The following is a 19,378-nucleotide window of genomic DNA, read 5'->3' as shown; positions in this document are numbered from 1 at the left end:
GTCGAGACCCTCTTGTGAGGTAATGAGCCACACCGACGCCGAGGCGCTCGATGTCGAGGGAATCCGCGCGGACTTCCCGATCCTCGAACGGGAGTTCGACGGGACGCCGCTGGTGTATCTGGACAACGCAGCGACGAGCCAGACGCCCGAGCAGGTGATCGACTCGATCAGTCACTACTACCGCCACTACAACGCCAACGTCCACCGCGGACTCCACCAGCTCAGTCAGGAAGCCTCCATCGCCTACGAGGAGGCCCACGACCGCGTCGCCGAGTTCATCGGTGCCAGCGGCGGCCGGAAAGAGGTCGTCTTCACGAAGAACACGACGGAGTCGATGAACACCGTCGCCTACGCCTGGGGGCTGGCCGAACTGGGCGAGGGTGACGAGATCGTCCTCACGGAGATGGAACACCACGCCGCGCTCGTGACGTGGCAACAGATCGCAAAGAAGACCGGCGCGACGGTGAAGTACATCGCGGTCGACGAGGACGGCTACCTCGACATGGACCACGCCCGCGAGCTGATCACCGATGACACTGCGATGGTCAGCGTCGTCCACGTCTCGAACACGCTGGGGACGATCAACCCCGTCGGAGAGCTTGCCGACATCGCCCACGATCACGACTCGTTGATCTTCGTCGACGGTGCCCAGTCGGTCCCGCACATGCCCGTCGACGTGGAGGCGATCGACGCCGACTTCTTTGCCTTCTCGGGCCACAAGATGTGCGGTCCCACGGGCGTCGGCGTCCTCTACGGGAAAGAGCACCTGCTGGAGGCGATGCAGCCGTATCTCTACGGTGGCATGATGATCGAGAAGGTCACCTTCGAGGACTCGACGTGGCACGAACTCCCCTGGAAGTTCGAGGCCGGCACGCCCCCGATCAGCGAAGGGATCGCGCTAGCCGAGGCCTGTGACTACCTCGATTCGATCGGCATGGACCGAGTCGAACGCCACGGCGAAGAGATGGCCGAGTACGCCTACGACCGCCTGCAGGAGTTCGACGACATCGACATCCTCGGCCCCGCTGGCGACGACCGCGCCGCACTCGTCTCGTTCAATCTCGACACGGTCCACGCACACGACGTGTCCGAGATCTTGAATGCCAACGGCGTCGCGGTGCGAGCGGGTGATCACTGTACGCAGCCACTCCACGACAAACTCGGCGTCCCCGCCTCGGCGCGTGCTTCGTTCTACATTTACAACACGCGCGAGGAAGTGGACGCGCTCGTCGAGTCGCTGGAGCAGGCCCGGGAACTGTTCGCCTGACGGTCGAACGCGCGGCTCCGCCGAGCGAACCGACTCGTCTCGCTCGCCTTACGAGTCGTCGTCGACGCGTAGCGGCGGCCGGTAGCGTTCCTCGGCGACGAAAGCCCACTCGTCGCGGCCCACGTCGTCGGTCCCGTCGGAGTAGGTCAGTTGGTCGTACAGGCCATTGTAGTTCATCACGCTGTCGTACTCCTGAGTCGAGTGGGTCTCTGCATCGATCCCCGTGGCACCGGCGTCCAGACCGAAGGCGTGGCCCAGTTCGTGCATGAACAGCGAGGCGGTCAGTGTCGGCGAGTCGAAGGTCTGCATGACGACGACGCCGGGGCGGCCGGCACCGACGTAGCGAGCGTCCCCGTTGTACGCCGCGTCGTCGGTCACGAGGACGTAGTAGTAGCCCGCGCCGCGGGCGTCGAACGTCGCGTCCCGGAAGTCGTAGATGTCGTCGCGCGGGCCGGGCCGGTCGCGCGAGTACACCGTCGCGTTGCTCGATAGGCCGCGGTCGTCGACGAGGACGTGGGCGTCGATCCCACGGCTGCCGTCGGGATTCTCGACCGGGGCGTCGGCGAAGGCCTCTTCGACCTGTGCGATTGCCCGCGTGCCGAGTCGACGGTCACCGGTCGCGTCGACCTCGATGTAGATGTCGTGTTCGAGTGGATCGGCGTCGGGATAGAGATCCGGGCGAGTCACTTCGTGCCCGTCGAGCAGCCCGTCGCCGTCCGTGTCGGGGTTCTCCGGGTCGGTCCCGTGGCGTCGCTCGACGGCGTCGGCGAGTCCGTCACCGTCGCTGTCGGTGGCGTTGGGCGACAGCGAGGCGTCGAAGGACTGGTCGGGACCGAACACGGAGCGGACACCACGCTGTGGGGCGACAGCGTGATAGGATTCGAACAGCGTCGTCGTGACGAGACCGTTATCAGCCGTCGCTCCGCCCGCTGGGCTGACTACGGTGTCGTCGTCGCTGACCGAGACTGCGAGCGCCCCGCTCGCGAGCGCGGCGAGGACGAGCAACGACGCGACGACGTGCACCGGGCCGATGCTGATCGGTGGACTGGCGCCGGTGATCGTTCGGCGGACGGCAGCCAGTGGACCCCTACGCATCGTGACCACTCCGCAAGTAATCAGCATTGATATTGATACAGACCGGAGAGTGTGCAAGAAGAGAGATAGTAAGCGGCACACTGCCGGCACTCATATGGTCCTAGCTCTGTCTGAACTGCGCTATAATCGTTCGCCCACAGTTATCAAAACTAATAGTGAATGTGTCAGTGGGTCGTTGGCTGGCGGTCAGTACCCGTGCCACGCTATCTTTTTGCGTCGCCTCGCCCAGCAGGGGGTATGGGCATCGGAGACGCCGTCAAACGGAGTTTCGTGGCCGGACTGATCCTCGTCGCACCGCTGGTCGTGACCGTCTACGTCATCAAGGTCCTGTCGAACTGGCTCTTGGGGTTTATCGATCCGATCGTCGAGGAGACCGGACTCACCACGTACACCGCCAACGAACCGCTCGCGGCCCAGCTGTTGGCGATCGTCGCCGTCCTCACCGCGGTCGTCGTCCTCGGCTACCTCGCACAGCGCAACGTCGGGCGACAGGTGTTTGGTAACGTCGGCCGGGTCGTCAACGTCATCCCGCTCGTCAACACGATCTACGGCAGCGTCCGGCAGGTCGCGAACTCGCTGGTCGACCGCGACGAGGCCTACGAGAGCGTCGTCCTCGTCGAGTATCCCCGTGACGGCATCTTCTCTATCGGTCTCGTCACCGGTGACAGTCCCGTCGAGGTCGACGCCTTCGATGGAGAACCCGTCTACAACGTCTACTTCCCGAACAGTCCGAACCCGACGGGTGGACGGCTGGCGCTGGTCCCCGAGAGCGACCTCCACCAGACGGACATGACCGTCCGCGCTGGCATGCGTCTACTCGTGACGACGGGCGTCACCGAGAACGGCAAGCCCAAGGAGATTCCCGCGGCAGCCATCGACGAGGGCGTCTTCGCGGAGCACGACGCCGACCTCGGTGGACCCTCGGAACGATAGGCGACCGAACGAGGCGTCGGGACACGACCGGCCAGTCGACTGTGACAGTCTCGCGGCTCCGTCGTCGCCTTCCGACGACGTGACAGCCGACTGTCTCAGGCCGACTCGGCGTCGTCGAACCGCCGAGTCAGGCGCATCAGACCGTAGAACAGTCCCGAGACCACGAGCACGGCAAGCCCACCGTAAGCGGCCATGTTCAGCGGCGTCGGCCGGAACGCCAAGAAGGGGAGTCCGACCGAGATGGCGGCGTCGTTACTGATGACGACACCGACGAAGTAGCCAAAGGCGATGCCAAGCGCCAGCGCGACGACGAACACCCAACCGACGACGCGGCGGCCGGACGTAGTCGATTCCGTCTCGTTCATACGTTGGTGTGCCGCCGGTCGGCGGCGTTGTGCGTCGATAGTGACCGAATAGACAAGTGGCTGCCGGCATGGATCGCGTGCCGTCGTCTTCCAACGGGACACCCGTTCGAAACCGTTCCATATACGTGACGGATGCCACATTCGTTATTCTTATCGGCAGATAGTCCTAACTCCGGATATGGCAGAGACAACGCAGGCCGTCGGTCACGACGAACTGGCCACGCTGAAGCTGCTGGCCCTCGACGGCGCGATCGAGGGTGAGCGAAAGGTCTCCTGTGCGGCGCTGGCCGACCGGCTCGACGCCTCCAATCAGACCGCGTCCCGGCGACTCCAGCGCCTCGAAGAAGCGGCGCTCGTCGAGCGAGACATCGTCGGCGACGGACAGCTCATTCGCATCACCGAAGCCGGCGAACAGTCCCTCCAGCGGGAGTACGCCGACTATCGACGGATCTTCGAACGTGCCGTCGGTGTCGATCTGACGGGCATCGTCACCTCCGGCATGGGCGAGGGACGCCACTACATCACGCTGCCGGGCTACATGGAGCAGTTCATCGACAAACTCGACTACGAGCCGTTCGCGGGGACGCTCAACGTCGAACTCGTCGACGAGAGCGTCCGCAAGCGCGCCCGTCTGAGCGCGTTCGAGCCGATCACCATCGAGGGCTGGGAAGACGACGAGCGTACCTACGGCCCGGCCTACTGCTACCCGGCCTCCGTCGTCGCCGGCGACAGCGAGTACGAACCGGCCCACGTCATCGCGCCCGAGCGCACCCACCACGGCGAGAGCCAACTCGAAGTGATCGCGCCCGAAAAGCTGCGTGACGTGCTCGAACTGGGCGACGGCGACGAGGTGAGCATCCATGTCTCGGAGCAGTGAACAGTCCGTGAGCACCGCCGAGGACGCCATCACCGCGTTCGCCCGCGGCCAGCCGGTCCTGATCCACGACGCCGCCGACCGCGAGGGCGAGGTCGATCTGGTGTATCCGGCAGGTGCCGTCACATCCGACGCCGTCGCTCGCCTGCGCAACGACGCCGGCGGACTGGTCTGTGTCGCCCTCTCCGATGGCGTCGCCGAGTCGTTCGGCCTCCCCTTCATGCAGGAGTCGCTCGATCACCCCAGTGCGGCCGACCACGAACTGGGCTACGACGAGCGGTCGTCGTTCTCGCTGACGGTCAATCACCGGGATACCCACACCGGCATCACCGACGACGACCGGGCGCTGACGATCACCGAACTGGCCGCCGCCGCGAGCGATCCCGACAGCGTCGACTTTGCCGAGCAGTTCCGATCACCGGGCCACGTGACCTTGCTGCGTGGCGCGCCCGGCCTCCTTTCGGATCGGCTCGGCCACACGGAACTCGGGCTTGCCGTGGCCGAAGCCGCGGAGCAGCCCCCAGCGGTCGTCGTCTGTGAGATGCTCGACGACGAGACCGGTGGTGCACTCTCCCCCGGAGCAGCCAAGGCCTACGCCGACCGCGAGGGACTGGCTTACGTCGAGGGCAGCGCGCTGGTCGAACGGCTCGATTGAGCGCCAGTGACGACTGCCGGCAGCGCGATCACACGAGGGAAGGGACTAATCGGGTCCAGCATATACTCGCTGCATGGACCTGCCAGCGTCAGCGTATCAGACACTCTTCGATGAGGACCCGGACGGACTCGTCCTCGTCGATCCAACGGGAGGGCACGTTCGAGAGTGTAATCGACGATTCTGTGAACTGACCGGTCGCGACCGCGAGCAGATACTCGACAGCGACCTCGCGTCGCTGGTCGCCGACGCATCGGACTGTCCCGTCGAGTCTGTACTCGAACAGCGGGAAGCGAAGATGGAGACAGTCGACCTGAGCGCCGGCACGGACGGGTCGACGACCCCGGTCAGGGTCCGCAGTTCGACAGTCCGACTCGACGGCGACACGGTTCGGCTGCTGCGTCTGACCGAACTGTCCCAGAAAGACCGGAATCTGAAACTGGCGAATCACCTCTTGGAGACGGTCCCAAGCGGCGTGTTTCGGACCGAAACGGACGACGACGGGAGCTTCGAGTACGCCAATCCAGCACTCGCGTCACTCCTCGGGGTGGCGTCGGTCGCGGAACTCCAATCGTATCCAGTCGCCGACTTCTACGCCGACCCGAGCGAACGGGCGGCACTCGTCGACGCCCTCTACGAGACCGATGCCGAGCAGATTCAGCGAGAGGTCACGCTCACGACCGTCGACGGCGACACCAAGGACGTGGTCGTCACCGCCGCCCTGTGTGAGGAAGCATCGGGGACCGAGTACATCCACAAGGTCGTTCAGGAGATCACCGACCGAAAAGAGCGCGAACAGGCGCTGGAACGCTACGAACGGCTGGTCGAGAGCCTCCCGATCGGCGTCTTCCAGAACACCCCCGGTCCCGACGGACGATTTACCTTCGTCAACGAGGCGATGGTCGAGATGTTCGACGGGACTTCGAAAGCACACCTCCGAGACCACTCCGTCCGGGACCTGTACGTGGACCCGGACGAGCGCGAAGACTTCAGCCAGCAACTGCTCGACGAGGGCGTCGTCACCGAGCGCGAACTCGAACTCACGACGCTCGACGGGGCGGAACTCTGGGGTGCAGTCACGGCGATCGCCAGAGAGGTCGATGGCGAAACCATGTTCGACGGCGTCGTACAGGACATCACGGCGCGAAAGCAGTACGAACAGCGGCTCAAAGAGCAACGTGACGACCTCGACATCCTGAATCGGATGCTCCGGCACGACATCCGAAACGATCTCCAGTTGGTGCTCGCCTACACAGACTTCCTCACCGACCACGTCGACGACGAGGGACGGGAGTACGTCGATTCGATCCGGGAGAGTACAGATCACGCCGTCGAGATCACCCAGACCGCACGCGACATGGCCGACGTGATGCTCTCGACCGAAGAGACGCTTCGACCGGTCGCACTCCGAAACGCCCTCGAAGGAGAACTCGACGCGATTCGGTCGAAGTACTCGAACGTGATCGTCACTGTCGACGGCCAGATTCCGGAGACGAGAGTCGTCGCCAACGAGATGTTGGATTCCGTCCTGCGAAATCTACTGAAAAACGCCGTCCAGCACAACGACAACGAGATTCCCGAAGTCAGAGTGAGCGTCACGGAACGCGACGAGACGACCGTCGTTCGAATCGCGGACAACGGCCCGGGCGTCCCCGACGACCAGAAAGACGCGGTCTTCGGACGGGGAGAGAAGCGACTGGACAGCGAAGGGACCGGTATCGGACTCTACCTCGTGGAGACGCTCGTCGAAAGTTACGATGGAACGATCCGAATCGAGGACAACGACCCTCGAGGCGCGGTCTTCGTCGTCGAACTGCGGAACGCGACGTGATCGTCACCTCGACGGACAGGTGTTTTTACCGGGTGTTGTAACAAGAGCCGGTATTACGAAGATATATCCGGGGGACTCACCAACTGGCGAGGCGAAATGGCTGCTGACGGGACTGGGAGTGACCGACATGTCCTCGTCGTCACGACCGACGACGATTTCGCTGCCGCCCTCGACCGACACCTTACGTCGAGCGACGAGACCACCGTTACGGTCACACAGACCGTCAGCGACGCACTCGCCACCCTCGCCGACGAACCGGTCGACTGCGTCGTCAGCGACCACGACCTGCCCGACGCCGACGTGATCGCGTTTCTGGCGATCGTTCGTACGTGGTCGCCCGCGATACCGTTCCTGCTCGTCACGGACGACGAGGCTGTCGTTCCCGACGCCGTCAGCGCCGGCGTCACGGACTCGTTCGTCAGATCGGACCTCACCGACCGGTGGGACCAGTTCGTCTCGCTCGTACACAGCGCCATCGACTACCACCGAACACAGCGCGGCGTCGCCGACACAGCCACACAGCGACGCACACACCTCGATGCGATCCCCGACGTGGTCGCCGTCGTCCGCGACGGCCGGATCGAACATCTCAACGAAGCCGGTCGCACGCACCTGGCTGTCGAGACACCGGCGGCGATCATGGACCGATCTGTCGCGGACAGCGTGACTGTCGCGGGGGACGCGTCACTCCCGGACGTACTCGCGACCGTCGACGGCGGTGGAGAGACGCTCGTCCGTACGACCGGAACGCTCGCTCGCGCCGACGACGAGCTGTGTTCGGTCACGCTCACGATCGGCCACATCGAACGGGCGGACGGGGCGGCAGCCGTCCTCGTGATTCGCGGACGACGTGACGGGAGCGAGTGGAGTGGTGGACGCTCTCTCGGGACCCGCGTGTTCGACGAAGCGCCGCTCGGGATCACCATCGCCGACGCGACCGCGGACGACACCCCACTCGTCTACGCCAACGAGCAGTTCCAGCAGGTGACCGGCTACGACGGAGCAGAGATTCGAGGGCACAACGCGCGCTTCTTGCAGGGTGACGGGACCGACCCGGACCACGTCCGAGAGCTGCGCGACGGACTCGAACGGGAGGAGTCGGTGACCACGGAACTACAGAACTACCGGAAAGACGGGAGCGAGTTCTGGAACCGCGTCACCATCGCGCCACTCACCAACGACGCCGGCGACGTGACCAACTACGTCGGCTTTCAGGAAGATATCACGGCGCAGAAAGCGGACGAAGATCTGTTACGACGGTTCCGGCGAGCGGTCGAGGCGGCCGGCCACGGGATCTACATGACCGACCCGGAGGGAACGATCACCTACGTCAATCCGTCGTTCGAACGGATCACCGGCTACGACGCCGAGACCGTGATCGGGCAGACGCCGGCGATCCTCAAGTCTGGTGAGATGCCCGACGAGTACTACGAGTCCCTGTGGGAGACGATCAGCGGAGGCGATGTCTGGGCCGAAGAGATCCGCGACCGGCGCGCGTCGGGCGAACTGTACTACGCAGAGCAGACGATCGCTCCGCTGACCGACGACGACGGCGAGATCGAGGCGTACGTCGCCATCCAGACGGATATCACCGACCGGAAAGAACGCGAAGCCCAGTTGCGCCAGTACGAACGCGCCATTCAGGGAGCGCGCGAATCGATCGCCGCGATCGACGAGGACTACCAGTTCCTCTTTGCGAACCAGTCTTACCGGGAGTTTCACGACCTCGACGAAGCGACTGTCACCGGCCGAACGCTCCCCGAGGTGATCGGCTCGAAAGCATTCGAGACGGTCGAGCCGTACGTCGAACGGGCGTTCAACGGCCACACCGTGCAGTACCGGATGACCCGAACGCGGCCGGATCGGAGCGACCGCACGTTCGACATCCGGTACTATCCGCTGGAAGACAATGAGGGAGAAGTGTGGGGCGTCGTCGCGACGATGCGCGATCTGACCGAGCAGATCGAGCGCGAACGTCAGTTAGCGTCGCTCGACCGGATGCTGCGTCACAACATCTACAACGAACTCACCGTCATCGACGGCCGGGCCGACATCCTGCTCGAACGAGCGTCCGACGAACTCGGCGAGATCGCGCGTCCGATCCGGGAGTCGGTCGAACGGATTCTCGATCAGGCCGACAAACATCGCGAGGTCGTCGATCTGCTCTCGGAGCCGGCCGAACTGATGTCGATCGATCTCGACAGCGTGGTGGCGGCCGTCGTGGATCGCGTCACGACTGCCGACCCGGCGGCTGACATCACGGTCGAGGTGCCGTCGATCCGGCTCACGACGATCCCGTCGATCGAGCGAGCACTGGAGGAGGTCATCGAGAACGCGGTGCGCCACAACGACAACGAGTCGCCGACAGTGACCGTCTCCGCGGCGTTCGACGAGGAGACTGTCTCGATCAGCGTCGCCGACGACGGCGACGGCATCCCGGAGAACGAACGGCGGATGTTCACCGAGGAGACGGGGATCGATCCGCTGTCACACAGCAGCGGGATGGGGCTGTGGCTGGTCAAGCGGATCGTGACGAGAGCAAACGGCACACTCCAGTTCACGGAACGCGACCCACACGGGTCGATCGTCACGCTCGTCTTGCCCCGTGGCGGCCACACCGACCTAGAGACCGTCCGATAGCGGCGCTCGTTGCCGTCGGGTCCGTGTGAGTCGGACCCAGACATCGTCAAGACTCTTAACGATGGCCTTCAATTGCCGGGTATGTACTTCGACGACACTGTTTGCGGACAGTGCAGTGAATACCACACGACACACGGGGGGTGGGACCGATGAGCGAGCGCCCGGAGATGTTCGAGGGCGTCGACACGATCTGGCAGGACGGCGAATTCGTCGACTTCGAGGACGCGCAGGTCCACGTCCTGACCCACGCGCTGCACTACGGAACGGGCGTCTTCGAGGGCGTCCGGTGCTACGACACTGACGACGGCCCGGCGATCTTCCGCTGGGAAGAGCACCTCGACCGCCTCTACGAGTCTGCGAAGGTCTACGACATCGAGATTCCCTACGATCCCGAGGAACTCACCGAGGCGACGGTCGAACTGATCCGCCGTGAGGGCCTCGATTCGTGTTACATCCGCCCGATCGCGTTCTACGGCTACGGCCCGCTGGGACTGAACCCCGGAAAGTCGCCCGTCGAGACCGCCATCGGTGCGTGGCCGTGGGGCGCGTACCTCGGCGAGGAAGCCCTCGAAGAGGGAATCGACACCGCCATCTCCTCGTGGCGCAAGTACTCCTCCAGCCAGATCCCGACGAACGCAAAGACCACCGGCACCTACGTCAACAGCGTCCTCGCATCGCTGGAAGCGAAGGGCAACGACTACGGCGAAGCCATCGTCCTCAACAAGGAGGGCAACGTCGCCGAAGGGCCGGGCGAGAACATCTTCCTCGTCCGTGACGGCGAGATCTACACCACCGGCCTCGCCGAGTCGATCCTCGACGGCATCACCCGCCGCAGCGTCATCACGCTCGCCGAAGACCTGGGCTACACCGTCCACGACGACGCCACCATCTCCCGGGGCGAACTGTACACCGCCGACGAACTGTTCTTCACCGGCACCGCCGCCGAAGTGACACCGATCCGATCGGTCGACGACAACGAGATCGGTGCTGGCACCAAAGGCCCGGTCACCGACGAAATCCAGACGCGGTTCTTCGACGTGCTGGAGGAAGCGCCCGCGGAGTACGACGACTGGTTCCACTACGTCTGAGGACTGGATCGGGTCCGAGGCTATCGCAGAGGGTCGTTCCGGTTGTTTCAGATTATGCCAGTTTGAAAGATCAGAGTGGAACTGGAGTGCGTTTTGACTGCGTATCTGTTTATCGTATTGGAAATTACGGAAACATAGACCTGACGATTCTAAGGATGGAGATGCTTAATAAATACCACAGACCGCACCAAATTTTTAAATAATAAGTTATTGTTGATGCTTTTCCACATATACACCTACACTCATTAGAGGTAGTGATACCAACACTAATTTACCAAATGGTAACTATTATATCATTATGGGGTCAGATGTCCGTCAGTTCATTTATCTCGACTCGCAAGCAGTTAACAGCCTGCTTGCCTCAATGTCGATGGCGGTACCTGAACGTGTGAGAGAGGTCGTAGAGGAAACTGAGGAAAAGGGTGAAGAAGCGAGTGGCGAAGCGAAATTCAACCTCCCTTCGTTCGTTACCTTGGGTGGTGGCGGAAAGGCTACACAGAGCGAGGGATCCCGCGATCTGTCTGAAATTGAACGGTACGTTACCAGTCAATACCGCTATGACATTCTGGAAAAGGCATTGCAGGATGGAGATACGACAGACATTCATAAATTTGAAAACACGGATAATTTTTCCGATCTAAATACCGGTGAGATAGTCAAAATACGAGGTACCTGTACAACAGATCCTCTTTATCCAGTACTTGGTGCATTAGAACACATCACCGAAGCAACAAGCGATGCTCCAAGTGGAAACGGATTAATAGCACAATTGGCTCAAAGCCAATCTGATTTCGGACAAGTACAACAATTCTATCAACTATTATACGGGGGATGGGTCGGATTGGAACTGACACCAAACACTGACGAGCATAACTTTGGGCTTGCTATCAATGAGGAGGTTACCACAGTGGATTGTTATCGTGAGTTCCGGGGACTAAACGAATATACAGTACTTGCGAGAGTGCAGGATCAGATTCAAGAAGGTGAAAGATGGGACCTGATTGAAGCGCTACGAGTCATCGCTGGAATTAGTCCAGACGTGGATATTGATCAAATCAGAGCGGAAATCATTGGTAGAATTCTGAAAGAGATTGATGAACAAGATAACGATGGATTCGAATTTCCCGAATTGAATCCTGACGAGATGTTTGTGAATGGTCCAGCAACAATCCTGAATCCAATTGCACTTTATTGGTAGCTCTTGGGCAAACATGATACAGCGCTTATCTCAACAGACCATCCAAAAATGAGCATCCGGGCGACCGAGCGGTCCGTCAGGACCCGGTAGGTCGCGCGGTTCACTCGATCGAGCGAAGTGAGATCGAGCCTTTTTCACCCATGTTTTTGCGCGAGGGTTCCCGCAGCGAGCCACAGGCTCGCGAGGAAACCCGAAGCGGAAAAAGATGGTCAGTCATCCTCGGCTTCGACCAGTCCCGCGGGGACCTGCTGGCGGTTCTCTTCGGCGTCGCCGAAGCCGGCCGAGAGGATCCGCGTGAGTGCGTCCTCGACGCGTTCGTCGGTCTCCTCGTACTCCTCGGGGTACACCTCGATGACGAAGCCGGTCGTGATGTTGGGTGCCGTCGGCAAGAAGAGTACGTCGCGGCCGTCGTCGGTCTGCTGGCCGGTCTTGAACGCCGTCATCCGCAGGCCGTCCCACACCTCCAGTTTGACCGGCGTTTGCAGTTCGTCGGCCCCCGAGACCGCCGTTTCGACCGCCATCTTCGAGGCGTTGTACACCACTCGGAGACCGGGGACCTGATTCATCACGTCGTCAAGGGCCTGTTCGACGACGTCGCCGAAGGCCGTCCGCATGAGATAGCCAATCGAGAAGACGAGCAAGACGAACACCGCCAGTGTCGTGACGACGCGGACGAACGTCAGCAACTGCGTGATGTAGTTGTAGTCGCGAGGGACACCGAGTACCGCCAGCGTATCCTCAGTGATCACCGAGGCGAAGGGCATCGCCGCGAGGATGCCATAGAGGTAGGCGAGGACGTAGACCGTCACTAACACCGGCAAGAGAATGATGAGCCCGCTCGCGAAGTCACGCTTCCACGTCGCCGAGGCCATGTAGAGTGCCTGGCCCTCCCCAGTTATGAGCGCTTCCCTTTCCGATTGTCAGCCGACCGTAACTTACGACAGGAGCGCCCGCAGTGCGAACAGTGCGTTTTCCTTCCGCTCTGCCACGCGTCGATAAAAGTACGCCAGCCACTCGCCGCCGTAGGGGGCGTACTGCCACACCGGACAGTCGTCGGTCAGTGCCCGCTGTGCGTCCTCGCGGACCCCCATCAGCATCTGGACTTCGTAGTCGGTGCCGAACTCGTCGTGTAACGTCGCCGCCAGATCGATCATCTCGGGGTCGTGGCTCCCGACGGCGACGCCGCCGTCGAAGTGTTCGAACATGTATCGTAGTTGCTCGCGGTAGGCCCGGTTGATCGCGTCCTTCCCGTCGAGTGCGACCGAGGGCGGCGGGTCGTAGGCACCCTTGACCAGTCGAACCTTGCCGGGCAGGTCGGCGAGTCGTTCGAGGTCGTCTGGCGTGCGCCTGAGATTGGCCTGGAGGCAGACCCCGACACCACCGTCGGTCTCGCGAGTGCGGCGTTCGAAGGCCGACAGCGTCGCGTCGGTGGTCGTGTGATCTTCCATGTCGATCCAGACGAACACGTCCCGGGGAGCGGCATGCGAGACGACCCGTTCGAGGTTCTGCTCGAACACGTCCGCGCTCACAGACAGCCCCAGTTGCGAGGGCTTGATCGAGATGCACGCCCGGAGGTCGGCGGCCGCGATCTCCTCGACCAGCCCCTGATAGGTCGTCGCAGCCTCGTCGGCCGGCCCCCGCGTCTCGTAGTGTTCCCCGAGTCGGTTCAGGATGACACCGATACCCTCCTCGTTGCGCTGTCGCGCGTGCTCCAGCGCTTCGGCGGCCGTCTCACCCGCGACGAACCGCCGCGCCAGTGGCGGAATCATCTAATCGTACTACGGAAGCCCCACGTATGAGGTTTGTCGCCCCACTGGGTGTCGACCGAGAGTCGCCGACGTTAAGCCCCGGCGCAAACAGCACCGCGACATGGACGTACTCGCGATCGTTGCGACGGCGATCTGGGCGATGTTGCCGGCCTACGTGCCCAACAACGCGGCGGTACTGGCCGGCGGCGGTCGTCCCATCGATGGCGGCCGTACGTGGGGCGGCCGTCGCGTACTTGGCGACGGGAAGACGTGGCGCGGGACCGCCGCCGGCACGCTCGCCGGGACGGCGCTGGCACTCGTCCTCAACGCCGTCCACGATCCCGTGGCTGCCGCTCTGGGCGTCACCGCCGACCCGTTCCCTCTCCTCGCCGGGGCCGGTCTCGCACTGGGTGCGATGGTCGGCGACATCGGTGCGTCGTTCCTGAAACGCCGTACCGGCCGCGAACGCGGTGCCGCCTTCCCCGGTCTGGACCAGCTTGACTTTGTCGTCGGCGCACTCCTCGTCTCGGGCCTGCTCGCATCGTCGTGGACGCTCGCGACGTTCGATCTGCCCGTCCTCGTCGCGGTGCTCGTCGTCACCCCGCTCTTGCACGTCGTCACCAACGCCATCGCCTACGCGCTCGGGCTGAAATCCGAACCCTGGTGACGAGCAAAACGGACGCCTGTGTCTGGCCGCTGTGTGGCGAAGCGTAGCAGTTCTACTATCGAAACGGCCGAGGTCGCCAACGTTGTCCGCATGCACCCGTCGACGACTCCCACTGCCGTTGCTAGTCGCGAAAGTGGAGGGCTTTTCTACGCTGGCCGACGACCAACGAGTATGACTACCGAATCGACGGTGCGACTGGCGACGCGAGGGTCGGATCTGGCCCTGCGTCAGGCGGCGGCCGTCAAAGACGCGCTCACGGATCGGGGCTATGCGGTCGAACTCGTGGAGGTCGAGACCACTGGCGATCAGGTGCGCGACGAACTGATCCACCGGCTCGGCAAGACCGGGGCGTTCGTCCGCAGCCTCGACGAGAAGGTCATGGACGGTGAGGTCGACGCCGCCGTCCACTCGATGAAGGACGTGCCGACCGACCAGCCCGAGGAACTGGTCGTCGCGGGCGTGCCAGAGCGCAAGCGTCCCGACGACGTGCTGGTGACGACCGACGGGGCGACCGTCGCGGATCTACCGGAGGGGGCGACCGTCGGCACGTCGAGTCTGCGCCGGAAGGCCCAGTTGCTCGCCGAGCGCGAGGATCTGGACGTACAGCCACTGCGGGGCAACGTCGACACGCGCATCCAGAAACTGCTCGCGCCCGCGCTGCAGGCCGAACACGAGGAACGCAGCGAGGCCGAAAAGGAACGCAAGGAGAAGGTCAACGACGAGGACTACGAGTTCCCCTACGACCAGACCGTAGAGGAGTGGTTCGACGGGATCAGCGAGATCAAACGGCAGGCGCTGGGCCGCGAGGTCGAGACCGAGTACGACGCCATCGTGCTCGCCCGGGCCGGTCTGGAGCGGGCCGGCCTGCTCCACCACGTCGAGTACCAGAGCCTCCCGACGACGACGTTCGTCCCCGCGCCGGGGCAGGGCGCGCTGGCGATCACCGCCGTCGACAGCGAGTTCGCGGTCGAACTGAGCGAGACTCTCGATCACCCGCGGTCGCGGGCCGAGACGACCGTCGAGCGCACCATCCTCGCCGAACTCGGCGGTGGCTGTGTCGCGCCGCTGGGCGTCCACGCCGTCCTGCAGGGCAGCGTCATCCGGACGACGGCCCGCGTGCTGGACCGTGACGGCGACGAAGAGATCATGGCGACGCGCGATCTCGACGCACAGCGCCACATCGACGAGGCGCGGGCCTTCGCAGCCGATCTGGCCGATCAGGGTGCCGACGACCTGATCGCACAGGCCAAGCGCGAGGGGGGCAACGACGACGCCGCGACGGCACAGGGGGCGACGGAGGAATGACCGGGCCGGACGCCGACAGGGACACAGCCACCGACGGGACGACAGCATCGGCGGACGCCGAGACTGGAACGGTCTACCTCGTCGGCTCCGGTCCCGGCGACCCCGAACTGCTGACGATCAAGGCGAAACGACTGCTCGAATCGGCCGACGTAGTGTTGCACGACAAACTGCCCGGCCCGGAGATCATCGGCATGATCCCCGAGGAAAAGCGCGAGGACGTGGGCAAGCGTGCCGGCGGCGAGTGGACGCCACAGGAGTACACCAACCGCCGCCTCGTCGAACTCGCCCGCGAGGGCAAGGACGTGGTGCGGCTCAAGGGCGGCGATCCGACCGTCTTCGGCCGCGGCGGCGAGGAACTCGTCCACCTCGCCGACAACGAGGTGCCCGTCGAGATCGTGCCAGGCATCACCTCGGCGGTCGCCGGCCCGGAAGTCGCCGGCATCCCCGTCACCCACCGCGATCACGCCTCGTCGGTCTCCTTTGTCACCGGCCACGAGGATCCCACGAAGGCGGAGTCGGCCATCGACTGGGACGCGCTGGCCGCGACCGGCGGCACCATCGTCGTCCTGATGGGCGTCGGCAAACTCCCCGACTACACCGCCGCACTGCGCGAGGGCGGCATGGCCGCCGAGACGCCGGTCGCGCTGATCGAACGAGCGACCTGGCCCGACCAGCGTGTCGCAACGGGGACGCTCGACACCATCGTCGGCGTGCGCGACGAGGTGGGCATCGAACCGCCGGCGATCACCGTCATCGGCGACGTGGCTGGGACCCGCGAGCGCGTCCTCGATTTCCTCGTCGGCGCGGGCGACGACGGCGACAGCACCGCGGACGAGACCGCCGACGGAGGCGACGATGCGTGAGGAACCCCGCCTCCGGGTCGCCTTCTTCCGCCCCGACGACGAGCGCGCGACCGATGCCGCCGAACTCGTCGAGTCACTCGGCGGAGACCCCGTCTCGGATCCGATGCTCGCCGTCGAACCGACCGGGTCGACGCCCCGCTCGGACGCCGATTTCGTGATCCTCACGAGCAAGACCGGCGTCGAACTCGCCGCCGACGCGGGCTGGGACCCCGACGGCGCGACCGTCTGTGCCATCGGTCGGCCGACCGCCGACGCACTGGAAGCGGCGGGCTACGCGGTCGATCTGATCCCCGAAGAGTTCTCCTCGACCGGGCTGGTCGCGGCCCTCGAAGACGAAGTCGAGGGCGACCGCGTCGAGGTCGCCCGCTCGGACCACGGCTCGGCGGTCCTGACCGACGGACTCGAAGCCGCCGGCGCGTACGTCCACGAGACCATCCTCTATCGCCTCGTCCGACCCGACGGTGCCGGCGACTCGGCCGAACTGGCCGCCAGCGGCGATCTCGACGTGGCACTCTTTACCTCGTCGCTCACGGTCACACACTTCCTCGCGGCCGCGGACGAACGCGGGGTCCGCCGAGCGGCGATCGACGGTCTGAACGACGCCGTCGTCGGCACCATCGGCGAACCGACCCGAGAGACCGCCGAAGACGCCGGCATCGCCGTCGACGTGGTGCCCGACACCGCCGACTTCGAGGTGCTGGCCGCGACCGCGATCGAAGACGCTGCACCCAGCTATCACGAGTAGCCGCTCGACGAAACGTGTAGCAGGCGTGGTGTTCAGATAAGAGATCAAGAGTAGTCGGAACAAGGCACCGAAAGCCCTCGTGCAGTTGCGGTCCCGCGACTCGCTGCGCGCCGTGGGTGCTTGCCGAGAGGGACTCCGCGAGTCCCTCTGGCCGTGCGAACGGGCGCTTCGCGCCCGTGAGCAGACTTCGCCGGGGTTCCCGCAACTGCACTCGCCCTTTCATCCGCCAGGGTTCAGACTGCTCAACAGCCGAATCCTGGCGTCTGTGTGAACAAAGTGAACGCAGGCTCAGGCTAGCGTGCTGAGGGCTTTCGGTGTCCTCATCTCTCCAAAGACGGCTGCTTATCTGAACACGACCGAGCACGTGGACCGGAGCTTTAAATTCAAGCAGGTACCAACGTCGCTCAGATGGGACCAGTTCCCGACCTCGACGAGACCGCGGCAGCCTGCGCAGCGCGGCTCTGTGACGCGGATCGCGTGCTGCTAGCTTCGCACATCGACGCCGACGGCCTGACCAGTGCCGCGGTCGCGTCGCTGGCGCTGGAACGGGCCGACATTCCGTTCGAGGTCGTCTTCAAGAAGCAACTCGACGAGACCGAGATCGCATCGATCGCGGCTCGCGAGTACGACACGGTCCTCTTTACCGACTTCGGGAGCGGCCAGCTAGACGTGATCAGCGCCCACGAACAGGCCGGCGACTTTCAGCCGGTGATCGCCGACCACCACCAGCCGGCCGACGCGGAGACGGCGTACCACCTCAATCCGCTCCTGTTCGGGATCAACGGGGCCTCGGAGCTGTCGGGTGCGGGCGCGAGCTACGTCCTCGCGCGGGCGCTTGCCGCGGAAGCCAAACCGGATCCGCCGGCCGAAAACCGTGATCTGGCCGCGCTCGCGGTCGTCGGTGCCGTGGGAGACATGCAGGCCGTCGACGGCGAACTCGTCGGTGCGAACGCCGGCATCGTCGCCGAGGGCGTCGAAGCGGGCGTCCTCGACGAGGGGACCGATCTGACGCTGTACGGCAAGCAGACCCGGCCCCTGCCGAAGCTACTGGAGTATGCCACCGAGGTGCCGATCCCCGGTATCTCCAACGACGAAGCGGGCGCGATCCAGTTCCTCGAATCGCTCGGGCTGGAGCTGAAACGGGCGGGCGAGTGGCGCACGTGGGCGGACCTCGACGGCGACGAGCGCCAGACCGTCGCCAGCGCGCTCGTCCAGCGGGCGGTCGAGCGTGGCGTCCCCGCCGACAAGATCCAGACGCTGATCGGGACGACCTACACCCTGACCGACGAACCGGCCGGGACGGAACTGCGTGACGCAAGCGAGTTCTCGACGCTGTTGAACGCGACCGCACGCTACGAACGGGCCGACGTGGGACTGGCCGTCTGCCGGGGCAACCGTGACGGCGCGCTCGACCGCGCTCAGACGCTGCTGGCGAACCACCGGCGGAACCTCTCTGAAGGCCTGAATCTCGTGCAGGAACGGGGCGTCACGCAGGAAGGTCACGTCCAGTGGTTCGACGCGGGCGAAGCGATCCGCGAGACCATCGTCGGTATCGTCGCCGGGATGGCACTGGGGACCGCCGGCATCGACTCCGACAAACCGATCTTCGCGTTCGCCAGCAAGAACGACGAGGAGACCAAGGTCTCGGCGCGCGGGACCGGCCCGCTCGTGGGCCGCGGGCTGGACCTCTCGGCGGTGATGCGCGAGGCGTCCCGGGCCGTCGGCGGTGACGGCGGCGGGCACGACATCGCCGCCGGTGCGACCGTCCCCGCGGGCGAGGAACAGGCGTTCGTCGACGCCGCCGACGACATCGTCGCCGAGCAACTCGGGTAAGAGCTAACTACCTGCCCCCGAGAGTGGACGCCAATGGACCAGCGAGACATCTTCGATCTGTTACTCGCGCTCGCGGCCGTGACCGCCGCGTACGTTCAGCTCTACGGGATCGAGGACCCCCGGCCAAAGCTCGACGAAGTCGTGACCGTCCTGCTGGGACTCGACGTTCGGATCTACCTCGTGCTTGGCGGCGTCAGCGGCGTCTGTTTCGTCGCCTATCTCGTCGTCTATCTCCCCAAGAAGGACGCCAGCCGGTCGGCCCGTCGGTCGTAGC

Annotated in this window: 18 protein-coding genes; 14 read left to right on the top strand and 4 right to left on the bottom strand. The window is 64.2% G+C overall.

The annotated features are described in order from the left end of the window. The first annotated feature begins 22 nt into the window (after positions 1-22). The gene (locus tag AC5FRW_RS00570) at positions 23-1,267 is read left to right on the top strand and encodes an aminotransferase class V-fold PLP-dependent enzyme (protein ID WP_493566468.1); all 1,245 of its coding nucleotides are present in this window, start codon (positions 23-25) and stop codon (positions 1,265-1,267) included. 48 nt (positions 1,268-1,315) lie between these two features. Here the strand turns inward: AC5FRW_RS00570 and AC5FRW_RS00565 are convergent, their stop codons facing one another. Next, on the bottom strand, positions 1,316-2,362 hold the full coding sequence (locus AC5FRW_RS00565; protein ID WP_493566467.1) for a hypothetical protein: 1,047 nt from the start codon (positions 2,360-2,362) through the stop codon (positions 1,316-1,318). A 237-nt stretch (positions 2,363-2,599) separates the two neighbouring features. On the opposite strand from AC5FRW_RS00565, the gene AC5FRW_RS00560 reads away from it, so the two are divergent. After that, entirely contained in the window at positions 2,600-3,295 is a 696-nt protein-coding gene (locus AC5FRW_RS00560) for a DUF502 domain-containing protein (protein WP_493566466.1), read from the top strand. Positions 3,296-3,390: 95 nt separating this feature from the next. Here AC5FRW_RS00560 and AC5FRW_RS00555 read toward each other — a convergent pair whose 3' ends face one another. Beyond that, positions 3,391-3,660, bottom strand: a complete 270-nt coding sequence (locus tag AC5FRW_RS00555; protein ID WP_493566465.1) for a DUF7520 family protein — start codon at positions 3,658-3,660, stop codon at positions 3,391-3,393. 178 nt (positions 3,661-3,838) lie between these two features. Here AC5FRW_RS00555 and AC5FRW_RS00550 point away from each other — a divergent pair, with 178 nt between their 5' ends. The 6 genes from AC5FRW_RS00550 to AC5FRW_RS00525 all read left to right on the top strand — a co-directional run bounded on the left by AC5FRW_RS00550 (position 3,839) and on the right by AC5FRW_RS00525 (position 11,943). Further along, the gene (locus AC5FRW_RS00550; protein WP_493566464.1) at positions 3,839-4,537 is read left to right on the top strand and encodes a DUF120 domain-containing protein; all 699 of its coding nucleotides are present in this window, start codon (positions 3,839-3,841) and stop codon (positions 4,535-4,537) included. Then, a complete protein-coding gene (gene ribB, locus AC5FRW_RS00545; RefSeq protein ID WP_493566463.1) occupies positions 4,521-5,189 on the top strand; it encodes a 3,4-dihydroxy-2-butanone-4-phosphate synthase in 669 nt (222 codons plus the stop codon). Before AC5FRW_RS00550 ends, ribB begins: the two co-directional genes overlap by 17 nt. A gap of 73 nt (positions 5,190-5,262) precedes the next feature. Continuing rightward, positions 5,263-7,017 (top strand): PAS domain S-box protein, encoded by a 1,755-nt coding sequence (locus AC5FRW_RS00540; protein WP_493566462.1) that lies wholly within the window; start codon positions 5,263-5,265, stop codon positions 7,015-7,017. Between the two features lie 96 nt (positions 7,018-7,113). After that, positions 7,114-9,657, top strand: a complete 2,544-nt coding sequence (locus AC5FRW_RS00535; RefSeq protein ID WP_493566461.1) for a PAS domain S-box protein — start codon at positions 7,114-7,116, stop codon at positions 9,655-9,657. A gap of 149 nt (positions 9,658-9,806) precedes the next feature. Further along, positions 9,807-10,745 (top strand): branched-chain amino acid transaminase, encoded by a 939-nt coding sequence (locus AC5FRW_RS00530; protein WP_493566460.1) that lies wholly within the window; start codon positions 9,807-9,809, stop codon positions 10,743-10,745. A 298-nt stretch (positions 10,746-11,043) separates the two neighbouring features. After that, the gene (locus AC5FRW_RS00525; RefSeq protein WP_493566459.1) at positions 11,044-11,943 is read left to right on the top strand and encodes a DUF6414 family protein; all 900 of its coding nucleotides are present in this window, start codon (positions 11,044-11,046) and stop codon (positions 11,941-11,943) included. Between the two features lie 209 nt (positions 11,944-12,152). Here AC5FRW_RS00525 and AC5FRW_RS00520 read toward each other — a convergent pair whose 3' ends face one another. Both AC5FRW_RS00520 and AC5FRW_RS00515 read right to left on the bottom strand, forming a co-directional pair. Continuing rightward, positions 12,153-12,815 (bottom strand): DUF502 domain-containing protein, encoded by a 663-nt coding sequence (locus AC5FRW_RS00520; RefSeq protein WP_493566458.1) that lies wholly within the window; start codon positions 12,813-12,815, stop codon positions 12,153-12,155. A 63-nt stretch (positions 12,816-12,878) separates the two neighbouring features. Further along, positions 12,879-13,712: a proline dehydrogenase family protein gene (locus AC5FRW_RS00515; protein WP_493566457.1), complete on the bottom strand. Its 834-nt coding sequence runs from the start codon at positions 13,710-13,712 to the stop codon at positions 12,879-12,881. Positions 13,713-13,812: 100 nt separating this feature from the next. On the opposite strand from AC5FRW_RS00515, the gene AC5FRW_RS00510 reads away from it, so the two are divergent. From AC5FRW_RS00510 to AC5FRW_RS00485, 6 genes are all read left to right on the top strand, one after another. Continuing rightward, positions 13,813-14,358, top strand: a complete 546-nt coding sequence (locus AC5FRW_RS00510) for a CDP-2,3-bis-(O-geranylgeranyl)-sn-glycerol synthase (RefSeq protein ID WP_493566456.1) — start codon at positions 13,813-13,815, stop codon at positions 14,356-14,358. A 171-nt stretch (positions 14,359-14,529) separates the two neighbouring features. Then, positions 14,530-15,663, top strand: a complete 1,134-nt coding sequence (hemC, locus tag AC5FRW_RS00505; protein ID WP_493566455.1) for a hydroxymethylbilane synthase — start codon at positions 14,530-14,532, stop codon at positions 15,661-15,663. Continuing rightward, the gene (gene cobA, locus AC5FRW_RS00500) at positions 15,660-16,526 is read left to right on the top strand and encodes a uroporphyrinogen-III C-methyltransferase (protein WP_493566454.1); all 867 of its coding nucleotides are present in this window, start codon (positions 15,660-15,662) and stop codon (positions 16,524-16,526) included. The genes hemC and cobA overlap by 4 nt, the downstream gene beginning before the upstream one ends. Then, positions 16,519-17,271 carry a uroporphyrinogen-III synthase gene (locus AC5FRW_RS00495; protein WP_493566453.1) on the top strand — a complete coding sequence of 251 codons (753 nt, stop codon included), beginning with the start codon at positions 16,519-16,521 and terminating at the stop codon, positions 17,269-17,271. Before cobA ends, AC5FRW_RS00495 begins: the two co-directional genes overlap by 8 nt. Positions 17,272-17,679: 408 nt before the next feature. Continuing rightward, entirely contained in the window at positions 17,680-19,104 is a 1,425-nt protein-coding gene (gene recJ / locus AC5FRW_RS00490; RefSeq protein ID WP_493566452.1) for a RecJ family nuclease, read from the top strand. Between the two features lie 33 nt (positions 19,105-19,137). Next, entirely contained in the window at positions 19,138-19,377 is a 240-nt protein-coding gene (locus tag AC5FRW_RS00485; protein WP_493566451.1) for a hypothetical protein, read from the top strand. Position 19,378: the final 1 nt, after the last annotated feature.

The organism is Halomicrobium sp. HArcht3-1 (genome assembly GCF_058933345.1).
This window is presented reverse-complemented; position numbering and strand designations above follow the sequence as displayed.